The 22,631-nt window shown below is 73.6% G+C and carries 18 protein-coding genes; 14 read left to right on the top strand and 4 right to left on the bottom strand.

The features are described from left to right. Positions 1-192 precede the first annotated feature (192 nt). From dnaK to ACFY0X_RS11290, 6 genes are all read left to right on the top strand, one after another. On the top strand, positions 193-2,031 hold the full coding sequence (dnaK, locus tag ACFY0X_RS11315; RefSeq protein ID WP_387752150.1) for a molecular chaperone DnaK: 1,839 nt from the start codon (positions 193-195) through the stop codon (positions 2,029-2,031). After that, positions 2,028-2,642, top strand: a complete 615-nt coding sequence (grpE, locus tag ACFY0X_RS11310) for a nucleotide exchange factor GrpE (protein WP_387752148.1) — start codon at positions 2,028-2,030, stop codon at positions 2,640-2,642. Before dnaK ends, grpE begins: the two co-directional genes overlap by 4 nt. 301 nt (positions 2,643-2,943) lie before the next feature. After that, positions 2,944-4,101, top strand: coding sequence for a molecular chaperone DnaJ (dnaJ, locus tag ACFY0X_RS11305; RefSeq protein WP_387752146.1), 1,158 nt, complete (start codon positions 2,944-2,946; stop codon positions 4,099-4,101). Positions 4,102-4,108: 7 nt separating this feature from the next. Then, the gene (locus ACFY0X_RS11300) at positions 4,109-4,639 is read left to right on the top strand and encodes a heat shock protein transcriptional repressor HspR (protein ID WP_387752143.1); all 531 of its coding nucleotides are present in this window, start codon (positions 4,109-4,111) and stop codon (positions 4,637-4,639) included. Positions 4,640-4,834: 195 nt separating this feature from the next. Further along, entirely contained in the window at positions 4,835-5,827 is a 993-nt protein-coding gene (locus tag ACFY0X_RS11295; protein WP_387752141.1) for a hypothetical protein, read from the top strand. 574 nt (positions 5,828-6,401) lie between these two features. Next, on the top strand, positions 6,402-7,019 hold the full coding sequence (locus ACFY0X_RS11290) for a hypothetical protein (RefSeq protein WP_051709310.1): 618 nt from the start codon (positions 6,402-6,404) through the stop codon (positions 7,017-7,019). 370 nt (positions 7,020-7,389) lie between these two features. Here the strand turns inward: ACFY0X_RS11290 and ACFY0X_RS11285 are convergent, their stop codons facing one another. The 3 genes from ACFY0X_RS11285 to ACFY0X_RS11275 all read right to left on the bottom strand — a co-directional run bounded on the left by ACFY0X_RS11285 (position 7,390) and on the right by ACFY0X_RS11275 (position 11,134). Continuing rightward, entirely contained in the window at positions 7,390-8,376 is a 987-nt protein-coding gene (locus ACFY0X_RS11285) for a helix-turn-helix domain-containing protein (RefSeq protein WP_387752138.1), read from the bottom strand. Continuing rightward, the gene (locus ACFY0X_RS11280) at positions 8,366-9,316 is read right to left on the bottom strand and encodes a LuxR C-terminal-related transcriptional regulator (protein ID WP_387752136.1); all 951 of its coding nucleotides are present in this window, start codon (positions 9,314-9,316) and stop codon (positions 8,366-8,368) included. Before ACFY0X_RS11280 ends, ACFY0X_RS11285 begins: the two co-directional genes overlap by 11 nt. Positions 9,317-10,024: 708 nt before the next feature. Continuing rightward, complete coding sequence (locus ACFY0X_RS11275; protein ID WP_387752133.1) at positions 10,025-11,134, bottom strand: TDT family transporter; 1,110 nt, start codon at positions 11,132-11,134, stop codon at positions 10,025-10,027. A 71-nt stretch (positions 11,135-11,205) separates the two neighbouring features. On the opposite strand from ACFY0X_RS11275, the gene ACFY0X_RS11270 reads away from it, so the two are divergent. Beyond that, positions 11,206-12,159, top strand: a complete 954-nt coding sequence (locus ACFY0X_RS11270; protein ID WP_387752130.1) for a LysR family transcriptional regulator — start codon at positions 11,206-11,208, stop codon at positions 12,157-12,159. Between the two features lie 101 nt (positions 12,160-12,260). Beyond that, on the top strand, positions 12,261-14,882 hold the full coding sequence (gene clpB / locus ACFY0X_RS11265; RefSeq protein WP_387752128.1) for an ATP-dependent chaperone ClpB: 2,622 nt from the start codon (positions 12,261-12,263) through the stop codon (positions 14,880-14,882). A gap of 132 nt (positions 14,883-15,014) precedes the next feature. Here the strand turns inward: clpB and ACFY0X_RS11260 are convergent, their stop codons facing one another. Next, on the bottom strand, positions 15,015-15,305 hold the full coding sequence (locus ACFY0X_RS11260; protein WP_387752125.1) for a helix-turn-helix domain-containing protein: 291 nt from the start codon (positions 15,303-15,305) through the stop codon (positions 15,015-15,017). A 392-nt stretch (positions 15,306-15,697) separates the two neighbouring features. On the opposite strand from ACFY0X_RS11260, the gene ACFY0X_RS11255 reads away from it, so the two are divergent. The 6 genes from ACFY0X_RS11255 (at position 15,698) to pyrE (ending at position 22,619) form a co-directional block, all read left to right on the top strand. Next, positions 15,698-16,255: a YbjN domain-containing protein gene (locus tag ACFY0X_RS11255; protein WP_387752122.1), complete on the top strand. Its 558-nt coding sequence runs from the start codon at positions 15,698-15,700 to the stop codon at positions 16,253-16,255. 121 nt (positions 16,256-16,376) lie between these two features. Then, a complete protein-coding gene (locus ACFY0X_RS11250) occupies positions 16,377-17,537 on the top strand; it encodes a pyridoxal phosphate-dependent aminotransferase (protein ID WP_387752120.1) in 1,161 nt (386 codons plus the stop codon). A 500-nt stretch (positions 17,538-18,037) separates the two neighbouring features. Continuing rightward, a complete protein-coding gene (locus tag ACFY0X_RS11245; protein ID WP_387752117.1) occupies positions 18,038-18,568 on the top strand; it encodes a DUF2617 family protein in 531 nt (176 codons plus the stop codon). Positions 18,569-18,722: 154 nt separating this feature from the next. Beyond that, positions 18,723-20,369 (top strand): polyamine aminopropyltransferase, encoded by a 1,647-nt coding sequence (locus ACFY0X_RS11240; RefSeq protein ID WP_387752114.1) that lies wholly within the window; start codon positions 18,723-18,725, stop codon positions 20,367-20,369. Positions 20,370-21,033: 664 nt separating this feature from the next. Further along, on the top strand, positions 21,034-22,038 hold the full coding sequence (locus tag ACFY0X_RS11235; protein ID WP_387752112.1) for a CoxG family protein: 1,005 nt from the start codon (positions 21,034-21,036) through the stop codon (positions 22,036-22,038). 44 nt (positions 22,039-22,082) lie between these two features. Further along, a complete protein-coding gene (pyrE, locus tag ACFY0X_RS11230; protein WP_387752109.1) occupies positions 22,083-22,619 on the top strand; it encodes an orotate phosphoribosyltransferase in 537 nt (178 codons plus the stop codon). Positions 22,620-22,631: the final 12 nt, after the last annotated feature.

Genomic DNA, 22,631 nt, shown 5'->3' with positions numbered 1-22,631 from the left:
CAGAAGATTCCCAAGCTATGGCGGCAGTCACGTGGGCGCACCCCCGCCACGGCGTGGCGGGCGCCCGGGAGCCCTGGCCGCGCGATCAGCTCAGCAAAGTTGAGCGACCGGCACTCATACCTGTTGACGCCACCCCTCGGGTCGTGCATCCTTGAGCCTGTAAAGCTCAACTCTTCCGTGGAGGTATCTACGATGGCACGCGCGGTCGGCATCGACCTCGGTACGACGAACTCGGTCGTCAGCGTTCTGGAGGGTGGCGAGCCCACCGTCATCACGAACGCCGAGGGCGCTCGGACCACGCCGTCCGTCGTCGCCTTCGCAAAGAACGGCGAGGTCCTGGTCGGCGAGGTGGCCAAGCGCCAGGCGGTCACCAACGTCGACCGCACCATCCGCTCGGTCAAGCGCCACATGGGCACCGGGTGGAAGATCAACATCGACGGCAAGGACTTCAACCCCCAGCAGATCTCGGCCTTCGTGCTGCAGAAGCTGAAGCGGGACGCCGAGGCGTACCTGGGCGAGACCGTCACCGACGCCGTCATCACCGTCCCGGCGTACTTCAACGACTCCGAGCGCCAGGCCACCAAGGAGGCCGGTGAGATCGCGGGCCTCAACGTCCTGCGCATCGTCAACGAGCCGACCGCGGCCGCCCTCGCGTACGGCCTGGACAAGGACGACCAGACCATCCTGGTCTTCGACCTCGGCGGCGGCACCTTCGACGTCTCCCTGCTGGAGATCGGCGACGGGGTCGTCGAGGTGAAGGCCACCAACGGTGACAACCACCTCGGTGGTGACGACTGGGACCAGCGCGTCGTCGACCACCTGGTCAAGGTCTTCCAGGCCGGCCACGGCGTCGACCTGTCCAAGGACAAGATGGCCCTGCAGCGTCTGCGCGAGGCCGCCGAGAAGGCCAAGATCGAGCTGTCCTCGTCCTCCGAGACCTCGATCAACCTGCCGTACATCACGGCCTCCGCCGAGGGCCCGCTGCACCTGGACGAGAAGCTCACCCGGGCCCAGTTCCAGCAGCTGACCGCGGACCTGCTGGAGCGCTGCAAGGTCCCGTTCCACAACGTCATCAAGGACGCCGGCATCTCGCTCTCCGAGATCGACCACGTCGTCCTGGTCGGCGGCTCGACCCGCATGCCGGCCGTCGCCGAGCTCGTCAAGGAGCTGACCGGCGGCCAGGACGCCAACAAGGGCGTCAACCCGGACGAGGTCGTCGCCATCGGCGCCGCGCTCCAGGCCGGTGTCCTCAAGGGCGAGGTCAAGGACGTCCTGCTGCTCGACGTCACCCCGCTGTCCCTCGGCATCGAGACCAAGGGCGGCATCATGACCAAGCTGATCGAGCGCAACACCACGATCCCGACCAAGCGCTCCGAGATCTTCACCACGGCCGAGGACAACCAGCCGTCCGTGCAGATCCAGGTCTACCAGGGCGAGCGCGAGATCGCCGCGTACAACAAGAAGCTCGGCATGTTCGAGCTGACCGGCCTGCCGCCGGCGCCGCGCGGCCTGCCGCAGATCGAGGTCACCTTCGACATCGACGCCAACGGCATCATGCACGTCGGTGCCAAGGACCTCGGCACCGGCAAGGAGCAGAAGATGACCGTCACCGGCGGCTCCTCGCTGCCGAAGGACGAGGTCGACCGCATGCGCCGCGAGGCCGAGCAGTACGCCGAGGACGACCACAAGCGCCGCGAGGCCGTGGAGACGCGCAACTCCGCCGAGCAGCTCGTCTACTCGACCGAGAAGTTCATCGCCGACAACGCCGACAAGCTGCCGGGCGACGTCAAGACCGAGGTCGAGACCGCCGTCGGCGAGCTCAAGGAGGCCCTGAAGGGCGAGGACATCGCGAAGATCCGCGAGGCCTCGGAGAAGGTCTCCACCACCGCGCAGAAGCTCGGCCAGGCGCTGTACGCCAACGCCGACGCCCCCGCCGGTGCCGCCGCCGGTGACTCCGCCCAGGCCAAGGACGACGACGTCGTCGACGCCGAGATCGTGGACGACGAGAAGCCCAAGGGCGGTGCGGCATGACGGACAAGCCGCAGGGCGGCAAGCCCGGCGACGACTCCGCCGCCGACGAGGTGATCAAGGCCGCCGAGGAGGCCGCCGCGGCCGGCGCCGGGGAGTCCGGTTCGGACGACCTCGCCGCCGCCAAGCGGGAGCTCGCCGAGCGCACCGGCGACCTCCAGCGCCTCCAGGCCGAGTACCAGAACTACCGCAAGCGGGTCGAGCGCGACCGGCTGACCGTCCGCGAGATCGCCGTCTCCAACATCCTGGAGTCGCTGATCCCGGTCCTGGACGACATCGGCCGCGCCCGCGAGCACGGCGAGGTCACGGGCGGCTTCAAGTCCGTCGCCGAGTCGCTGGAGACGGTCGTCGCCAAGCTGGGCCTGCAGCAGTTCGGCAAGGAGGGCGAGCCCTTCGACCCGACCATGCACGAGGCGCTGATGCACAGCTACTCCTCGGACGTCACCGAAGACACCTGTGTGCAGGTGCTCCAGCCCGGCTACCGCATCGGCGAGCGGATCATCCGCCCGGCGATGGTGGCCGTCGCGGAGCCCCAGCCCGGCAGCCAGGCGTCCTCGGGCGCCGAGGCGAAGCCCGCCGACACGGACAAGTCCGACGGTGGCTCGGACAGCTGACAACCTGTGACAGCTGACAACCAGTGCGCTGCGGAGTCGTACGCCGGCCAGTACGGCGGCCGGCTCCGCAGCGCGTTGTCAACCGCCGTTTCTTCACCGGCTGTTGACAGCGCAGTGACGATGGACATCGGGAGGTGGCGGAAGCCGTGAGCGAGCGCAGCGGGCGAACCATCGGGGGACGCGTGTACCGCTCAGCGGCTGCCCAGCGCAGCGAGGTGGACGCCGTGAACGAGCGCAGCGAGCGAACCGTTGGAGGGCGCGTGTACCGCTCAGCGGCCGGCGAGCGCAGCGAGGTGGACGCATGAGTGGCAAGGACTACGTGGAGAAGGACTACTACAAGGTCCTCGGCGTGCCCAAGGACGCCACCGCCACCGAGATCAAGAAGACCTACCGGAAGCTCGCGCGCGAGTTCCACCCCGACGCCAACAAGGGCGACGCCAAGGCCGAGGAGCGGTTCAAGGACATCTCCGAGGCGTACGACGTCCTCTCCGACGAGAAGCGCCGCAAGGAGTACGACGAGGCCCGCAGCCTCTTCGCCAACGGCGGCTTCCGGGCCGGCGGCCCCGGCGGCACCGGCAGCTACAGCTTCGACTTCGGCGACCTCTTCAGCGGCAGCCAGGGCGGCGGACAGGGCGGCGGCCTCGGCGACGTCTTCGGCGGCCTGTTCAACCGCGGCGGCACCCGGCAGGCCCAGCCCCGGCGCGGCGCCGACGTCGAGACCGAGGTGACGCTCTCCTTCGAGGAGGCGGTGGACGGCGCGACCGTCCCGCTGCGGATGACCAGCCAGGCCCCCTGCCGCGGCTGCAACGGCACCGGCGCCAAGTCCGGCACCACCCCGCGGGTCTGTCCGACCTGCGTCGGCGCCGGCACCGTCAGCCGTGGCCAGGGCGCCTTCGCGCTCTCCGAGCCGTGCAAGGACTGCCGCGGCCGGGGCATGATCGTCGACGACCCGTGCCCCGACTGCCACGGCAGCGGCCGCGCCAGCTCGGCCCGCACCATGCAGGTCCGGATCCCGGCCGGCGTCCAGGCCGACCAGCGCATCCGGCTCAAGGGCAAGGGCGCCCAGGGCGAGCGCGGCGGGCAGCCCGGCGACCTCTACGTCACCGTGCACGTCGACCCGCACCCGGTCTTCGGGCGCAAGGGGGACAACCTCACCGTCACCGTCCCCGTGGCCTTCCCCGAGGCGGCGCTCGGCGCCACCATCGAGGTGCCGACCCTGAACGGCCCGGCCGTGAAGCTCAAGCTGCCCCCGGGCAGCGCCAACGGCCTCACCATGCGCGCCCGCGGCAAGGGCGCCACCCGCAAGGACGGCACCCGCGGCGACCTCCTCGTCACCGTCGAGGTCGTGGTGCCCCAGCACGTCACCGGTGACGCGCTGAACGCCCTGGAGCAGTACCGCGAGGCCACCGCCTCCGACGATCCGCGCGCCGCCCTGTTCCGGGCGGCGAAGGGAGCGTGACGACCAGATGTCCCCGATGAACCCGATCGACCCCGAGACCGCGATCGGTCCCGGCCTCGGCGAGGGCCTGCCCGGAGCCGGCCCCCGCCGCGCCCGCCGGGCCGCCGCGGGCCCGCCGCCGTACGTCCTCACCGAGGACACCCCGGTGTACGTCATCTCCGTGGCCGCCGAACTGTCCGGCCTGCACCCGCAGACCCTGCGCCAGTACGACCGCCTCGGCCTGGTCTGCCCCGACCGCACCGCCGGCCGCGGCCGCCGCTACTCCGCGCGCGACATCCAGCAGCTGCGCGAGGTCCAGCGGCTCTCCCAGGACGAGGGCATCAACCTCGCGGGCATCAAGCGGATCATCGAGCTGGAGAACCAGGTCACCGCCCTCCAGTCCCGCGTCGCGGAACTGGTCGACTCCCTGGAGGGCGCCGCCGCCGCGCTCCAGCAGCGCGAGGCCGCCGTCCACGCCTCCTACCGCCGCGACCTCGTCCCGTACCAGCCCCCCACCCCGCAGTCCAGCGCCCTCGTCGTCTGGCGTCCCCGGCGCTGACCGTCGTACGCACCCGAGCCGCCGGCCCCTCCTCCCGGGGGGGTGCCGGCGGCTGCCGTGTGGTGAGAGAGTGCTCTGCCGGGCCCGCACGGTCGATCCGCGGGCGGCAGGGCACCCGGTTCGCGCCGCCTAGGATTCTTGCCACGGAAGACGACAGTCGCGTTGACTACTTCCCGGTCAACACTAGGAGCCGAGATGAGTGGGCGAGAGCACGCGGGAGCTGCATCCAGCGGATCGCGCGTCCTGTCCGAGGGCGCCCGAAAGCTCTATCTGCAGGCCGTGAACGAGAACGGTCGTCTCACCAAGAGCGCTTGCCCAGCCGCCGGCTCCCCCGCCCTCGAAGAATTGTTGAAGCTGGGACTTCTCATACCCGACAGCGACGAACCGGGCGAACTGCTCGCCGTCGATCCGACGCAGCTCGCCCACAGTCTGAGTTCGACCTGGCAGCGGCAGGCCCTCGAGCTGCTTTCGAAAGCGGTGACACTACCCGCCGATCTCAGCGAACTCGCCGAGGCATTTCACGCCCCGGACACCACGGGCGGCGCCATCGAATACATCCACGGGAAAGCGCGAATTAATCAGAGACTTCAGCAGTCGGCCGCGGCGGGAGTAACGGAGGGGCTGGCCATGCAGCCCGGCGGCCCCCGGCCGGCGGAAATGCTCACGTCATTCCTGGCGCGCGACCTGGAGATTCTCCGGCACGGCGCGTCCATGCGGACCATCTACAACGCGAGCACCCGCTACCACCAGCCGACCCGGGACTACGTCGCGAAGCTGACCGAGGCGGGGTGGCAGTTCCGCACCCTCGACGAGCCGTACGCCCGGCTGATCATCGTGGACCGCAAGCTCGCCGTGATCCCGGTGGTGGACGACGACCTGGCCGCGTTCATCCACGACCCGGCCATCGTCAACTTCCTCATCGAGGAGGTGTTCGAGCGCAGCTGGAACCGGGCCCTGGAATTCGACGGGGACCGGTCCGTCCCGCAACAGGTGGTGTCCAGACTGCGCCAGACGATAATCGACCTGATGCTCGCCGGAACGAACCACCGGGTCATCGCCCGTCGGCTCGGAATCAGTGAGCGGACCCTCGCCCGCCACATCGCGGAACTACGGGAGGAGTACCACGTCGACTCCCTCTTCCAGCTGGGCTACGCGCTCGGCCGGTCGGCGAGACCGGACCTGGGCTGAGGGCAGCGGTCGAAACCCCGCCCCGCCCGGCGCGACAGGGTTCACCCCTACTGTCCGCTTCGTCCCGACCGGGCGTCCGGCGGGATTCAGCCCCAGTGGAGATCGTCCGCGACAGCCTCCACCGCGCGGGTGGTACCAGCGGACTGCCCGCTGTCGGAGGAAACGGACACTCCGGTCACCACCGCTATACCGATGAGGATCGGAAGCGCAGCCTTGCAGACGAGTCGACGCACAGACACGGACCCACCCTCCCACTCTCTAACACTGTGGACTGAATCAATAGCACTAGCGTCCACATGATGCCGTACGTTCCGCGAGAGTGCCATCCCCCCTCACCTCGACCGGAGCGTCATCTCTCTGCCAGGCATCCAGATGACAGGGCGGGACGCTGGACGCGGCCGCGTGCGCTGATAGACGATCAATTCGCTCCCAATGGTCCAGCACGGATAGCGAACTTGCCGCTGTACCGTCAAATATCCTGCCAGATCTCTTCAGTCCTCGGACTGGAAAACCACCGTCCTCAGCGCCCGCCGGCACCACTTCGCAACCCGGTCGGCCTTTCCCCGGAGTCGACATGACCGAGCCCTACCTGCGTCACCACGACAGCCAGGCCCCTGAGGGTCGGCGTGCACGTGTGTTCCTGGCCGCCCCGCTGATGCGACTGACCGGGCCGGCCGACAGTGTGGTGACGCTCGCCAGCCGGACGCGGTTGACGACGCTCCGCACGACCCTGCTCCGCAGCGGTGCCGCCGTGTACAGCGCGCACCACAGCGACGCCTGGACCATCTCCGGCCGCGCTCCGGAGCCCCGCGTCCCCTCCGACTTCCGCGCCCTGCAGTCCGCGGACCTCGTGTTCGCCTACGTCGGGGCCCCGCTCTCGGCCGGTGTGAGCCTGGAGCTCGGCTGGGCGTCGGCGCTGCGCAAGCCGATCGTCCTCCTCGTCGACGAGGCCATCACCCACAACCCGCTGATCGCCACCATCGAGCAGGTCGCCCCCGTCCTGCCGCTGGTCTTCGACGACACCTGGTCGCAGGAGGCGCTCAACCACACGGTCGAGACCGCCCTGGACTGGGCCGGCATGGCTCTCTCCCTGCGCGAGGGCTTCTGGACCGCCCCCGGCGAGCAGTTCAACGTCCCCCGGCAGCAGCCCCCGGTCCCCGGCTACTGGCCGACCGGCGCCGCCACCGGCTGAGCCGCGGCCACCCACCGGACTCCCCCGCCCGGCCTCCCCCCGCCCGGGCTCCCCTGCCCCGCTTTCCCTCGCCCGGACTCCCGACGTCCACCGGCCCCCTCGGAACAGCGCCTCCGCGCCGTACGGCTCCCGCAGCCGGGCGATGTGACCGGCCACCGCACCATGTGCCCGCTCAAGCCCGTCCGGCCGGCCGTTCGCCCGCCGCGTGAGCCCGCGGACGAACGGCCGGCCGGCCCACTGGTACGGCGCGCCGCCGCAGGACCGCACCGACCCGCCCGCCGACCGCCCGGGACCGCCCGCGCCGAACCGGCCGCCGGCTCCGGAAGCGGCGGCCCGGGTTCCACCGATCGCCCTGGCGCCGGCCGGTCCGTCAGTCATGGCGCTCGCCCCGGAGCTGCCAGCCGAGGTGGAACAGCGTGTGGGCGCCGTAGCGGTCGCGCAGCCGGGAGATGTGGGCCGCGACGGTGCGTTCGCTCACGCCCAGCCGGGTGGCGACGGCCCGTTGGGTGAGGCCGCGGGCGAGCAGCCGGCCGATCCGCACGGTGGTGACGGACGGCGGGTCGAGGTGGCGGCCGGCGGGCGTGGCGCGGGCCCAGTCGCGTTCGAACTGGGCGGCCAGGTAGGCGACGGTGGTGGGATCGGTGAGGAAGACCGCCCGGCCGCGCTCCTCGTCGGCGGGGATGACCGCCACCGCGCGGTCGAAGACCAGCATCCGCTCGTACGGTTCGGCGAGGACCCGGACCTGGGCGCCCTGTCCGGTGCGCAGGGCCACCTGGCTCTGCACGGCCGGGTCGGCGAGGGCGGCCGGCTGGTAGACGGTGCGCAGCGAACAGCCGCGGCGGAGCAGCGAGAGGTCCTGGGCGAGGACAGTCCGGAGGCCTTCGACCGGACGCGGTCCGGGCTGGGCCGCCAGGACCTCCTGCCGGCACTCCGAGACGAGTTCGGCGATCCGGCGGCGCACCTCGGCGACGTCGGCGACGGTGCCGGCCCCGGAGTCGACGGCCCTGGAGTCCACGGCACCCGAATCCACGGCCCCGGACGGCCGGTCCGTGCCCGCCCCCGGGTGGCGGGCCTCGTCGTAGGCGCGGGCCAGCGGCCCCAGGGTGCCCGGGAGCCGTTCGGCGTACCGCAGCAGGCGGACCGCGCGGGTGCGCAGGTGGAACCCGATCCGGTCGCCGACGGCGCGCGGACTGGCGGCGGTCCAGCCGGTGGCGGTGGGGGTGAGCAGGCCGCGGGCGACGAGGGCGGCCAGGGCGGGGCGGTCGGCGGGGGCGAGGTCCTCGGGGAGCAGCCGCCCGCCGCTCCGGACGGCGGCGAGGTAGAGGGCCCGTTCGGCCGGGCCCGGCTCATCGGTCATCGCGGGCGCCCCGCATCAGCCAGCCGAGCTGGAAGAGGGTCTGCGCGCCGTAGCGGTCGCGCAGCCGGGAGATGTGGGCGGCGACGGTGCGTTCGCTCAGGCCCAGCCGGGTGGCGACGGCGCGCTGGGTGAGGCCGCGGGCGAGCAGCCGGCCGACCCGGTCGGGAACGGTGCGGGCGGGTGCCTGGCCGGGGGCGGCGGCCTCGGCGGTGTCGGCCCGGGCCCAGTCGCGTTCGAAGGTGCCGACCAGGTAGGTGATGGTGGCCGGGTCGGTGATGAAGGCGGCGGTGCTGTTGTCGTCGTTGGCGGAGATCACGGCGACGGACCGGTCGAAGACGATCAGCCGCTGGAAGGGCTCGTCGAGCACCCGGATGAGCGAGCCGTGCCGGGTGACCTCCTCGGCGTAGGCGAGGGCGGGCGGGTCGGCGAGGGCCACCGGCTGGTAGATGGTGCGCAGCGAGCAGCCGCGCTGGAGCAGTTGGACGTCCTGGAGCACGGCGACCTGGAGCATGTCGGCGGGCCGGTGGCCGGGCTGCGCGGTGAGGACCTCGGAGCGGCAGTCGGAGACCAGTTGGGAGATCCGCTGGCGGATGTGGACGTGCCCCTCGACGTGGACGGCGCCGCCGGCCCGGTCGGTCGGGCGGGGCATCGCGTCGTAGGCCCGGGTGAGGCCGTCCAGGGCACCCGGGAGGTTCTCCGCGCGGACCAGCAGCCTGGTGGCCTCGCTGCGCAGTTCGGCGCCGAGGCGGTCGCTGACCGAGCGCGGGCTGACCGCGGTGTAGCAGCGGTCCATCCGGTTGACCATCAACAGGCCGATGTCGATGAGCTGTTGGAGGGCGTCCCGGTCGGCGTCCGCGACCTCGCCGGTGGGGACGCGGCCGCCCGCGGCGATGATGGCCAGGTAGAGCTGTCGCGCGGCCTCGTCGGGCTCCTCGCCCAACGGCCCGTGATGCGGTGTGACCGCCGGTTCCGCCGTCACGTCGCACTCTCCCTGCCGGACGCCTCTCCTGGTGCTGCCCGTGCTCCCCGCCGCGCGGGCCGCGGTACCGGTGGGCCGGGCGGGCGCACGGTACCGGTGGGCCGGTACGGCGTGACCACGGATCAGGCGGTCACCGTACCGGGTGGGACGGCGGGCCCCCGGGTCCGGGTGCCGTCGCACACCGGGTCGTCCGGGGGCCGCCGTCGTACGCCAATGCCAAGGCGCTCCCGTCGAGGCGGAGCAGCAACGCCTCGACGGGTCCGGCAGGAGGCCATCACCACACATGGCCCCCGGCCGGCGCTCTTCGCTCCCCCGTTCCGCCGGCGCGAGACGTGTCGCACCCGCGGTCCGTTCGAAGAGCCAGTCGCCACCATCAGGCTGCGGTGCCTGGACGACTTGACGTGCCTCCACCCTCACAGCGTGACGGCCGGTGAACAAGTGCCGCCCGAGTGCAGGTTCGCGCAATTGCAGCTATCTGCATCCCGGGGCGGACGCGGCGGTTCGGACGGCGGGGCGGGTTCCGGTGGGAACCGGGACGGGCGCCGGTAGTCGGCGCCGCCCGGGCACCACCGCCGGTCGGCGGTCGGCGGCGCTCCGGCCGTGCACGTTCCTGCACCGGCGGCGTGCTCCTGGGCTGCGCGGCCGCGCCTGCCGGGGCGCCCGCCGCCGTCAGCGGGCCAGCAGCCGGCGCCGCGCCAGCCCGGTCGCGGTGCCGCCCGCGGCGAGCACCCAGGCGGACGCCAGCAGCAGGTAGAGGCCGACGGCCAGTGCGTCGAAGCCCCCGAAGCCGGTGTGCCGGGCGAGCGCGGAGGCGCCGGTGACGCAGGTGCCGACCGGGAAGGTGTACGCCCACCAGGTCATCGCGAACGGCATCCCGGCCCGTCGGGCGCGCAGGTTGGCGGTGAGCGCGACGGCCAGCCAGAGCATCGCGACGCCGATCACCGCCACGCCGTACAGCGCGGCGAGGTCGGCCATGGCGGGCGCCAGCGCGGGCAGCACCGGGCGGGCGGCGTCGGCGAGCTGGTGGACCGCGGTGACGGACTGGCCGAGCGGGCCGAGCACCAGGAACAGCGAGGGGGTGAGCGCCAGGGCGGGCAGCTTGCTGTGGAACAGCCCGGTGAACACCACCGGCAGCAGCACCAGGGTGGCCAGCAGGCCGACCCCGAACAGTGCCCAGCAGCCGTACAGCATCGCCTCCCGGGCCGTCCCGGCCGGCAGGTGGGGGACGAGCGCCGGGCCGCAGGCGGAGGCGACCAGCGGGGCGACCACCGGCAGCAGCCAGGTCGGGTTGGCCTCCAGCGCGGAGAGCGGGTGCCGGGTGATCATCAGGTACGGGATGCCGCCGGCCACGGCCAGCGCGTACAGCGTGCCGAGGCTCCACAGCACCGCGTCCAGGGCGACCGCCGGGCCGGTGCCGATCACCCGGGGGCCGAGCAGCAGGGTGCCCAGTCCGACCGCCAGCAGCGCCATCGGCGGGCAGCCGTAGAAGACCGCGGTGGCCGGGTCGTCCAGCAGCTGGGCGCGGGCCGCCTCGCGGTGCCGGGTCAGGTGGACCAGCCGGGCCCCGGCCAGCACCAGCAGCGCGGCCAGCGCGAGCGCCCACATCACCTCGCCGAAGCCGGTCAGCCCGGGCAGCCGCACCGGCAGGACGGCGGCGCCGTTGGCCAGGATCGCGGTGCCCATCACGGCGGCGTACCAGTTGGGGCCGAGCTGGGCGAGGTCGAACCGGGGGCGGACGGCGGGGCGGGCGAGGGGGCGGATTCCGGCCAGAGTGGACATGCTCCCACCGTCGCCCGGACGGCCCGGCGGCCGGTAGCGCCCGGGCTTCTATGGGGGCATAGCCTGAACCTATGCCCCTCTCCCCGCACGTCCCCGAACTCGGCGCCCTGGAACTGCTGCTCGCGGTGGCCCGGCTGGGCAGCGTCGGACGGGCGGCGGCCGAGCTGGGCGTCAGCCAGCCGACCGCCAGCGCCCGGATCAAGGGCATGGAGCGGCAGATCGGCGTCCCGCTGCTGGACCGCTCGCCCCGGGGCAGCCGGCCGACCGAGGCGGGCCGGCTGGTGGTCGAGTGGGCCCGGCAGGTGGTGGAGGCGGCGCAGGCGCTGGACGCCGGGATCGACGCGCTGCGCGAGCGGCGGGACGCCAAGCTGCGGGTGGTGGCCAGTCTGACCGTCGCCGAGTACCTGATGCCCGGCTGGCTGCTCGGCCTGTCCGAGGCCAGCCCGGGGACGGCGGTGACGCTGCGGACGGCGAACTCGGCGGACGTCGCCGGGCACGTCCTGGCCGGGGAGGCCGACCTCGGCTTCATCGAGGGCCCGTCCGCTCCGCCCGGGCTGGCCTGCACGGTGGTGGCGGCGGACCGGCTGGTGGTCGTGGTGGCGCCCGGCCACCCGTGGGCGCGCCGCCGCGCCCCGCTGACCGGGGCCGAGCTGGCGGCCGTCCCGCTGGTGCTGCGCGAGCCCGGCTCGGGCACCCGGGAGGTGCTGGAGACGGCCCTGCGGCCGTACGGGGGTGCGGCCCGGCCCCGGATGGAGCTGGCCTCGTCCACCGCGCTGAAGGCGGCGGCGATGACCGGGGCGGGCCCGGTCTGCCTGAGCGAGCTGGTGGTGCGGGAGGAGCTGGCCACCCGGCGGCTGGTCGAGGTCCCGCTGGCGGAGGAGCTGGACCTGCGGCGGCCGCTGCGCGCGGTCTGGCCGGCCGGACAGCGGCCGGGCGGGCCGGCCCGGGAGCTGCTGGGGCTGACCCGGCGGTCCGCCGAGCGTTCACCGGGACGTCGCGGGACGAACGGAGTCGGAAAAGGTTGAGCGGAATAGACTCAACTTAGTGCATGCTGTACATGGCAGTGCTGCTCGCCAGCCGCCGCACGTGGCAGTAGTGAACGACGACGAGGGAGGACCCCCCAGCAGTGGACGCCAGCAAGTTCACCACCAAGACGCAGGACGCCCTGTCCGCCGCGATCCGGCAGGCCGGCACGGCCGGCAACCCGGACGTCAGGCCGGTGCACATCCTGATCGCCCTGCTGGAGCAGCCCGAGGGCATCGCCCGGCCCCTGCTGGAGGCGGTCGGGGCCGACGTCGCCCGGGTCGACGCCGAGGCCCGCCGCCAGGCGGCCGCGCTGCCCAGCGCGATGGGCTCGACGGTCGCCGCGCCGCAGCTCGCCCGGGACACCATCGCGGTGCTCACCGAGGCCGGCCGGCGCGCGAACGACCTGGACGACCAGTACGTCTCCACCGAGCACCTGATGGTCGGCCTGGCCGCCGAGGGCGGGCAGGTGGCCGAGCTGCTGGTGCAGCAGGGCGCCACGCCCAAGGCGCTGGTCGCCGCGTTCAAGGACGTGCGCGGCAGCGGCCGGGTCACCTCGCCGGACCCGGAGGGCACCTACAAGGCGCTGGAGAAGTACGGCACCGACCTCACCCAGGCCGCCCGGGACGGCAAGCTCGACCCGGTGATCGGCCGCGACCACGAGATCCGCCGGGTGGTCCAGGTGCTCTCCCGCCGGACCAAGAACAACCCGGTGCTGATCGGCGAGCCCGGCGTCGGCAAGACCGCCGTGGTCGAGGGCCTGGCCCAGCGCATCGTGGCCGGCGACGTGCCGGAGTCGCTGCGCGGCAAGCGGCTGGTCGCGCTGGACCTCGGCGCGATGGTCGCCGGCGCCAAGTTCCGCGGCGAGTTCGAGGAGCGGCTGAAGGCCGTCCTGAACGACATCAAGGCCTCCGACGGCCAGGTCGTCACCTTCATCGACGAGCTGCACACCATGGTCGGCGCGGGCGCCGGCGGCGACTCCGCGATGGACGCGGGCAACATGCTCAAGCCGATGCTGGCCCGCGGCGAGCTGCGGATGGTCGGCGCCACCACGCTGGACGAGTACCGCGAGCGGATCGAGAAGGACCCGGCCCTGGAGCGCCGCTTCCAGCAGGTGCTAGTCGGCGAGCCCAGCGTGGAGGACTCGATCGCCATCCTGCGCGGCCTCAAGGGCCGGTACGAGGCGCACCACAAGGTGCAGATCTCGGACGCCGCCCTGGTCGCCGCGGCCACCCTGTCCAACCGCTACATCACCTCCCGCTTCCTGCCCGACAAGGCGATCGACCTGGTCGACGAGGCGGCCTCCCGGCTGCGGATGGAGATCGACTCCTCCCCGGTCGAGATCGACGAACTCCAGCGCGCCGTCGACCGGTTGCGGATGGAGGAGCTGGCCCTGGAGAAGGAGTCGGACCCGGCCTCGGTCGACCGGCTGGCCCGGCTGCGGCGCGACCTCGCCGACAAGAACGAGCAGTTGAGCGTGCTCACCGCGCGCTGGGAGCAGGAGAAGAAGAGCCTCAACCGGGTCGGCGAGCTCAAGGAGCGGCTGGACGACCTGCAGGGCGCGCTCGAACGCGCCCAGCGCGACGGGGACTTCGAGCGGGCGTCCAAGCTGATGTACGCCGAGATCCCGGCCGCCGAGAAGGAGCTCGCCGACGCCCAGGAGCGCGCCGCCACTGCGGACACCGAGCCTGGGTCCGCCGCCGCCCCGATGGTCAAGGAGGAGGTCGGCCCGGACGACGTGGCCGACGTGGTCGCCTCCTGGACGGGCATCCCGGCCGGTCGTCTGCTGGAGGGCGAGAGCGCCAAACTCCTGCGGATGGAGGAGGAGTTGGGCAAGCGCCTGATCGGCCAGGCGGAGGCCGTGCAGGCCGTCTCGGACGCGGTGCGGCGCACCCGCTCCGGCATCGCCGACCCGGACCGCCCGACCGGCTCCTTCCTCTTCCTCGGCCCGACCGGTGTCGGAAAGACCGAACTCGCCAAGGCCCTGGCCGACTTCCTGTTCGACGACGAGCGGGCGATGGTCCGGATCGACATGAGCGAGTACGGCGAGAAGCACTCGGTCTCCCGGCTGGTCGGCGCCCCGCCCGGGTACGTCGGCTACGAGGAGGGCGGCCAGCTCACCGAGGCGGTCCGCCGCCGCCCGTACAGCGTGGTGCTGCTGGACGAGGTGGAGAAGGCGCACCCGGAGGTCTTCGACGTCCTGCTCCAGGTGCTGGACGACGGGCGGCTCACCGACGGCCAGGGCCGCACGGTGGACTTCCGCAACGCCATCCTGATCCTCACCTCCAACCTGGGCAGCCAGTACCTGGTCGACCCGACCACCCCGGAGGCGGAGAAGCGGGAGCTGGTGCTCGGCGCCGTCCGGTCCGCGTTCAAGCCGGAGTTCCTCAACCGGCTGGACGACATCGTGGTCTTCGAGCCGCTGGGCACCGGCGAGCTGAGCCGGATCGTCGACCTCCAGGTGGCCCGGCTGGGCGAGCGGCTGCAGGAGCGGCGGCTCACCCTGGAGGTCTCCGAGGCCGCCCGCGACTGGTTGGCGCTCACCGGCTACGACCCGGCGTACGGCGCCCGCCCGCTGCGCCGGCTGGTGCAGTCCGCGATCGGCGACCAGCTGGCCCGGGCGATCCTGTCCGGCGCGGTGCACGACGGGGACACCGTCGTGGTCGACCGGGACGAGACGGGCGACCGCCTCACCGTCCGCGGCCGGGGGCCGCTGGAGAAGTAGCACCGCCGGGCGTCCGGCGCACGGGCCGCCCCCTCCGCTCCGGCGGCAAGGGGGCGGCCCGGTCCGCGCTCGGCCCGGTCCGCGCTCGGGGCCGGTTCGCGCCCGGGGCCCGGTTCGGCTACTCCGCGGCGGTCACTCGGCCGTCGCCCCGCCGCCCGAGCGCAGCAGCCGCCGGGCCCGGTCCCGGCGGCTGCGCGCCAACCGGTGCAGTTCGGCCACCTGGGCGTCCGGCAGCCCCCAGGTCTGGGTCAGCAGCCGCAGCGTGGTCACCCGCGGACAGGACACCTCCCGCTCCAGGTCCCGGATCGACCGCACGCTCAGCCCGGTCGCCTCGCCCAACTGCTCCTGTGTCATCCCCCGGTCCAGCCGGATGCTCCGCAGCAGCGCCCCGAGCGTCGCGCCGTCCCCCGTCGCTCCACCCATGCCCGTTCCCTCCCTGATTCCGGGCCGTCCGCCTCAGGACGGCTCAACTCTCCCGGCAGTAACGGTGTTTGACCGACGCGTGTTCCTCGGCGCGCCGATGCCGACCGCCCGGCGGGGCCGCCGGACCAGCGCGCCGGGCTGCGTGCCCGGCTCCCGCCCACCCCTCCGTGCGGCCCCGCGCCCCGGTCCGGCCCCATGCCGCGCACCCTGCGTGACCACCACCCGTTCGGCCCCCGCCGGAGGCAACGCAGGACGCCGGAAAGAACGCCGGACGAAGATCGACGCACCCCTCGGCTGCCCCTGTGAGCGGAGCCCCGGATGAGGCAGGATGGGAGGTGGAAAGGGCGGCCTCTCATTGCCGGCCACCACGTGCACTGAGGAAGAGGACCCCCATGAGCATCGACCCGTCGTCCATCCCGTCCTTCGGCGTCCCCCAGGGCGGCCAGCCCGGCGGCCAGGGCGGGCGGCCGGCCGGCCCGCCGCCGATCGTCGTCCCGGACCAGGCCCTGGTCGCCCAGCTGCTGGACCAGATGCAGCTCAAGCACGTCGTGGACGAGGAGGGCGACCTCACCGCCCCCTGGGAGGGCTTCCGCGTCTACTACATGTTCCGCGGCGAGCAGAAGGAGCTCTTCGCGGTGCGCGCCTTCTACGACCGCTCGTACCCGCTGGAGAAGAAGGGCGAGATCCTCGACCTGATCGACGAGTGGAACCGCGAGACCCTCTGGCCCAAGGTCTACACCCACACCCACGAGGACGGCGTGGTCCGCCTGATCGGCGAGGCCCAGATGATCGTCGGCACCGGCGTCAACCTGGACTACTTCGTCACCACCACCGCCAACTGGACCCAGGCCTCGGTCGGCTTCGAGCAGTGGATCGTCGAGCGCCTCGGCCTCCAGAACGAGATCGAGGGCGAGGACGGCGAGGGCACCGAGGGCACCGACGAGGCCTGATCCCGCCCCGCGCCCCCGGGTACGGCCCGCCACCGCCTCAGCGCCGGTGGCGGGCCGTTCTTGTCCCCGGCTCCCGGCTGACCCAGGATGGCCCTGACGACGAGCCGTGAGGGAGCCACCGATGGGTACCAGGCCACTGCTGAACCGCCGACTGGCCGGGATGGGCACGACGGTCTTCGCCGAGATGTCCGCCCTGGCCACGGCCACCGGCTCGATCAACCTCGGCCAGGGCTTCCCGGACACCGACGGGCCCGAGGAGGTCCGCGAGGCGGCCGTCCGGGCCCTGCGCGAGGGCCGCGGCAACCAGTACCCGCCCGGCCCCGGCATCCCCGAGCTGCGCACCGCGATCGCCGAGCACCAGCAGCGCCTGTACGGCCTGTCGTACGACCCGGACACCGAGGTGCTGGTCACCGCCGGTGCCACCGAGGCCATCGCCGCCACCCTGCTGGCCCTGCTGGAGCCCGGCGACGAGGTGATCGCCCTCGAACCCTTCTACGACTCCTACGCCGCCTGCATCGCGATGGCCGGCGCCACCCGCCGCCCGCTCACCCTGCGGGCCCCGTCCTTCCGCCCCGACCTGGACGAGCTGCGCGCGCTGGTCACCCCGCGCACCCGGCTGCTGCTGATCAACACCCCGCACAACCCGACCGGCACCGTCCTCACCGCCGAGGAGCTCGCCGCCGTCGCCGCGATCGCCGTCGAGCACGACCTGCTGGTCGTCACCGACGAGGTCTACGAGCACCTGGTGTTCGGCGCCGTCCACCGCCCCCTCGCCGCCCTGCCCGGCATGCGCGAGCGCACCGTCACCATCTCCTCGGCCGGCAAGACCTTCTCCTTCACCGGCTGGAAGGTCGGCTGGGTGACCGCGGTCCCCGAGCTGGTCGCGGCCGTGCGCACCGCGAAGCAGTACCTCACCTACGTCAGCGCCGGCCCCTTCCAGTACGCCGTCGCCGAGGCGCTGCGGCTGCCCGACGCGTACTTCGACGCCCTCCGCGCCGACCTGCTGCGCAAGCGGGACCTGCTGGTCGACGGCCTCACCTCGGCCGGCTTCCGGGCGTTCACCCCCGAGGGCACGTACTTCGTCACCACCGACATCACCCCGCTCGGCGAGCAGGACGGCATCGGGTTCTGCCGTGCCCTGCCCGGCCGTTGCGGCGTCGTCGCGATCCCGAACGCGGTGTTCTACGACGACCCGGAGGCCGGCCGTAGCCTGGTCCGCTTCACTTTCTGCAAAAAGGACGAGGTCCTCCAGGAGGCCGTCACCCGGCTGCAGCGCCTGTGAGCGGCCGCACGCCCCCTTTCGCGCCCCTCGAACAGGACCGCCGGTGATCCGACACCAGTTCTGATTGATCACCAACTCACTTGATCCGCTTGCCCTTTTGGTGCCACGGTGGCAGTCCGTCCGCCGCGCCGGCACTTCCCCGCCGCCCTCCGCGCCCCGCGTTCGGAGGGCGGCGGTGCGTGATGCACCCGAACGGCGCACACCCGGCGCGCACGGCGCACGATCCGGTGGCAGGGGCGCGCGCTGTGCAGACTCGCACATGGGCTCGATCAGACCCGGGAAGCAGGTGTGCTCGAAACGGTGAATGCTTGACAAAGTTGGGTAAATCACCGGCGGACCCGGCGTATTCGTGCTTCTCTGCTGCTGAATCTCCAGCCGGAATCCTTCCTTCCACGGTCGGCCGCGCCCAGGGCCGGACAGCCACGAACAGCCTCGCCATCGCCTAGGCCTACTCGCTGCTGCCCGACGGGCGCGCACGGAGCTGAAACGCGGAGCCGAGCATGCTCACCACACTGCAGACCTCCTACACGGACACCCGCGCCGGTGACCTCGCCTGGTGCCTCGGCGGCGACCCGCTGCCCGCTCTCGCCGTCCGCGACCTGAGACTCGACGGAGCCGGCCGCCCGGGCACCTCCGGCGCCCTCCAACTGCGCCTGCTGGGCGCCTCCCACCAGGTGGTGATCGACGCGGGCCCGGGCCAGTGCCTGGAGACCGTCGCCTGCCTGCCCGGCCGCCGCACCCCGCTGCCGGCCCGGGTGGCCAAGCAGGTCGGCGGCTGGGAGTACGAGTTCGCCGCCCGGATCGAGGCGCTGCCCCCGCACGACTTCGCGGCCCGCGCCCAGGAGCTGCTGGCCCTGGTCGAGGGGCACCCGCGGGGCCTGGCCGGGGTCTTCCCGGGCGACCCGAGCGCCTTCACCGCGCTGGTCACCCAGGGCGGCGCGGACCGGCTACTCTGGCGCACCTGGCACGCCTACCCCCAGGAGGGGCAGCTGGTGTGCACCCGCTCCTCGCTGGTGGTGTCCGGGGCATGACCGCCCGAAGCCCGGAGCGGTGCACCGATCCGGCCGCAGGCCGCCCACCACAGGCCTACGAATCGTACGCAGGAACGGTTCGTCAATCCGACGTCGCCCACTGTCCGTCGGATGGGCGCAGCCATCCGTCCCGCACGTCCCCTAGCGTTTGTTCGTGATCAACCATCCGGCCGGTCCGCCCGCACGCCCGCGAGTGGACCTCGACGACGGCACCCCGCTCCGGCCCGGGCGAGGCCTCGCCCCACTCCCGCCCACCCGCCGTCGGTCCCGGCTGCGCTCCAGCCCCCGGCTCGCCCGCCTGACCGTCCTGCTGGCCGCGTTCGTCTGCGCGGCCTGCGGACTCGTCTACGAGCTCGAACTCGTGGCGCTCGGCGACTACCTGCTCGGGGACACCGTCACCCAGACCTCCGTCGTGCTCTCCGTCATGGTGTTCGCGATGGGCCTCGGCTCGCTGCTCGCCAAACGGTTCACCAGTCGGCCCGCCACCGCCTTCGCCCTGGTCGAGTGCGCGCTCGCGCTCACCGGTGGACTCTCCGTCCTCGCGCTCTACTCCTGCTGGGCCTGGATCGGCCGCTACCAGGCCGCCATGGTCGGCCTCACCTGCCTGATCGGCGTCCTGATCGGCGCCGAGATCCCGCTGCTGATGACCCTCATCCAACGGATCCGGCGCGAGGACGCCGGACGGGCCGTCGCCGACCTGTTCGCCGCCGACTACGTGGGCGCGCTGATCGGCGGCCTCGCCTTCCCGTTCCTGATCCTGCCCGCCCTCGGACCGGGCGACGGCGCCCTGCTCACCGGCGCCGTCAACGCCGTCGCCGGAGCGGCCGTGGTGCTCTGGCTGTTCCGCGAGGAACCCGCCCCCCGGATACGACGGCTGCTCTGGGGCGGCTGCCTGCTCGTCCTCGCCCTGCTCGCGGCGGCCGCGGCCGGCTCCGACGCCGTCGAACGCGCCGCCCGGCACGCCCTGTACGGCGACCAGGTCCGCTACGCGACCCGCGGCCGCTCCCAGGAGATCGTGCTCTCCGGCCCCGCCGAGGGCCCGCTGCGGCTCTACCTGGACGGCCGGCTCGCGGTCTGCGGGCCCGACGAGTACCGGGGCAACGAGGGCCTGGTCCATCCCGCCATGGCGGCCGGCCCGGACGCCCGGGTGCTGCTGCTCGGCGGCGGCGACGGCCTCGCCCTGCGGGAGGTGCTGCGGCACCGGGGCGTGCGCACCGTCCGGCTGGTCGACGCCGACCCGGCCCTCCCCCGGCTCGCCCGCACCGACCCCGGGCTCGCCGCCCTCGGCGGCCACTCGCTGGACGACCCCCGGGTCCGCACCACCGCGGCCGACCCGATGGCCTGGCTGCGCGGCGCGGACGCCTCCGGCGGGGACGGCCCGTACGACGTGGTGCTCGCCGACCTCCCGGCACCGGCCGACGGCGGGCCGGTCAAGTTCCACTCCCAGGAGTTCTACGGCCTCGCCGGCCGGCTGCTCTCCCCCGGCGGCCGGCTCGCCGTCCGCGCCGGCAGCGACCTGGCCGGGCTCTGGCAGATCGAGTCCGGCCTGCGGACGACGGGCCTGCGGACCGTCCCGTACGCCGTCCCGGGCAGCGCCACCGCCGGCTGCCGCCCCGGGCCGCCGGACGGCGCCGAGAACTTCCTCCTCGCCGCCGCCACCCCGCCCCCGCTCACCCTCGCCCCCGACGCCCCGCCGCCCCGCGCCCTCACCCCCGAAACCCTCCACGCCGCCGCCACCCGCCTCACCCCCCTCCGCCCCGCCCACCCCCCGGCCGCCCTCACCCTCCTCGGCCCCCGCTGACGCCGCGGGGGCGGGGCAGGGGCGAGGTTGCGACGCCAAGGGAATCAGAGGGGGCAGGAAACGCCCGGCCCCTCGGCCCCCGCCGACGCCACAGGAGCGGCGACAGGACGGAGGGGGCGAGGTCGCGACGCCAAGGGAACAAGAAGGGGCAGGAAACGCCCGGCCCCTCGGCCCCCGCCGACGCCGCGGGGGCGGCGGCAGGGCTCAGGAGACGAGATCGCGACGGCCAGGAAACAGTCGCGACAGGGAACCGCGCCCCGCCCCCGGCCGCCCTCACCCGTGCGGCCCCGCTGCCGCCACCGGACCAACGGCCAAGGCACGGCGCCGCCAGCCCCGCATGGGTCGGAAGGCGCGGCGGTGGTGCGACCGCGCCCCACCCCCCTCCCGGCTGTTCTCACCCACTGAGGCCACAGGAGCGATGACCTGGCGCCAGCCGTGCGGGGGTGGCCGGGGAGGGGGAGGCAGGGCTGCGACCGCCAAGGGCCCCACCGTCCCGCGTCCTCGCCCCCGCTGCCCGTCCGCCCGTCCGCCCGTCCGCCGACGACCGGGCACGGCCGGGGGCGGCCCGGCGGTGGTGCGACGGCCGGGGGAACAAGCGGGGACCCGGAAAATCTGGTGGTGGTGGGTAGGGACCGTGCGGGGCCCAGTCGGTAGGCTCCGTTGCATGGAGCATGAGGTTGTCGTCCCGATGTCCGCCGAGCTGGTGCGGCAGGCCTTGCAGGATCCGGCGCTGTTGGCCCGGAGCGTGCCGGGGCTGAGCACCGAGCCGGCCGCGGTCGGGGCCGGTGCGGCCGAGGAGATCAGCGGCCGGCTCAAGCTGCGGATCGGCGGCTCCACGATCACGTACAAGGGTGTGCTGTCGCTGATCGAGGGCCGGGAGGGCGTGCTGACCGTGCTCGCCGAGGGCGAGGAGGCCCGGGGCAGCGGCGAGGTGACCGCGACCGTCCGGGTCAGCGTCGCGGACGGCGCCGAGGACGGCACCGCGGCGATCCGCTTCACCGGCGACCTCAGCGCCACCGGTCGGCTGACCGAGTTCGACGCGGAGACCCTCGACGCCACCGGCCGCCGCCTGCTGGACAGGTTCGCCGCCGCGCTGGTGGCCCCGGAGGGCGAGCAGCCGCAGGACCAGGACCAGGAGGACGCCTCGGCGGCCGACTCCGCCGCCGAGGGGATCGAGGCCGGGGTGGTGTTCATCGAGGAGCGCCAGGACCAGCCCGGCGACGACCTGGACGACGACCTCTCCGACCTGATCGCGTTCTCCGACGCCGACGCCGAGCGCTTCGGCCTGCCCACCGGCTCCGCCGACGACGACGAGGACGACGTCGACGGCGAGGGGGTCTCCGCCGAGCAGGACGGCGTCGCCGAGGAACTCCCCGCCGAGCCGCTCTTCGCGTACGAGGAGGAGCCGGCGCTCAGCGGCCCGGTGCGCCGCAGCATCGTCGGCCGGTCCGCCGAGGAGGTGGACCACGCCCCGCCACGCGGCCCGTACGCCCCGGCGCTGCCCGCCCGCAGCGCGCGGGCCCGGGCGGCGTCCCGCTGGGGCGGCGAGGCCGGCGGGATCGTGGTGCCGGGCACCGGCGGCCGCAACGCGGTGCCGTGGGTGATCGGCGGCTCGGTGGCCCTGCTGGGCGGTGCCGTGGTGCTGGTCAGGGCGCTGCGCCGACGCTGAGGCCGGGGCGCCGCGTCCGTGCGCAGGGCCTAGACTGAACGCTCATGAGCAACGACCGCGACGCCCTGCTGGCACAGATCAAGGACAAGGCCGTCGTGCACGGCAAGGTCACCCTCTCCTCCGGCAAGGAGGCCGACTACTACGTCGACCTGCGCCGGATCACGCTGGACGGCGTGGCCGCCCCGCTGGTCGGCCGGGTGATGCTGGACGCGACCTCGCACCTGGAGTACGACGCCGTCGGTGGTCTGACCCTGGGCGCCGACCCGGTGGCCGCCTCGATGCTGCACGCCGCCGCCGCGCGCGGGCGGCAGCTGGACGCCTTCGTGGTCCGCAAGACCGGCAAGGCGCACGGCCTCCAGCGCCGGATCGAGGGCCCCGAGGTCAAGGGCCGCCGGGTGCTGGCCGTCGAGGACACCTCCACCACCGGCGGCTCGGTGCTGACCGCCGTGGAGGCGCTGCGCGAGGCGGGCGCCGAGGTGGTCGGCGTCGCGGTGATCGTGGAGCGCGGCGGCGCGGCCGCCGTGGAGGCCCAGGGCCTGGAGTACGTGACCGCGTACACCCTGGACGACCTGGGCCTCTGACCCGGCCCGGCA

Source organism: Kitasatospora sp. NPDC001547 (assembly GCF_042894165.1).
Lineage (GTDB): Bacteria > Actinomycetota > Actinomycetes > Streptomycetales > Streptomycetaceae > Kitasatospora.
The sequence above is the reverse complement of the archived record's forward strand: the minus strand, read 5'-3'. Positions and strand labels throughout refer to the sequence as shown.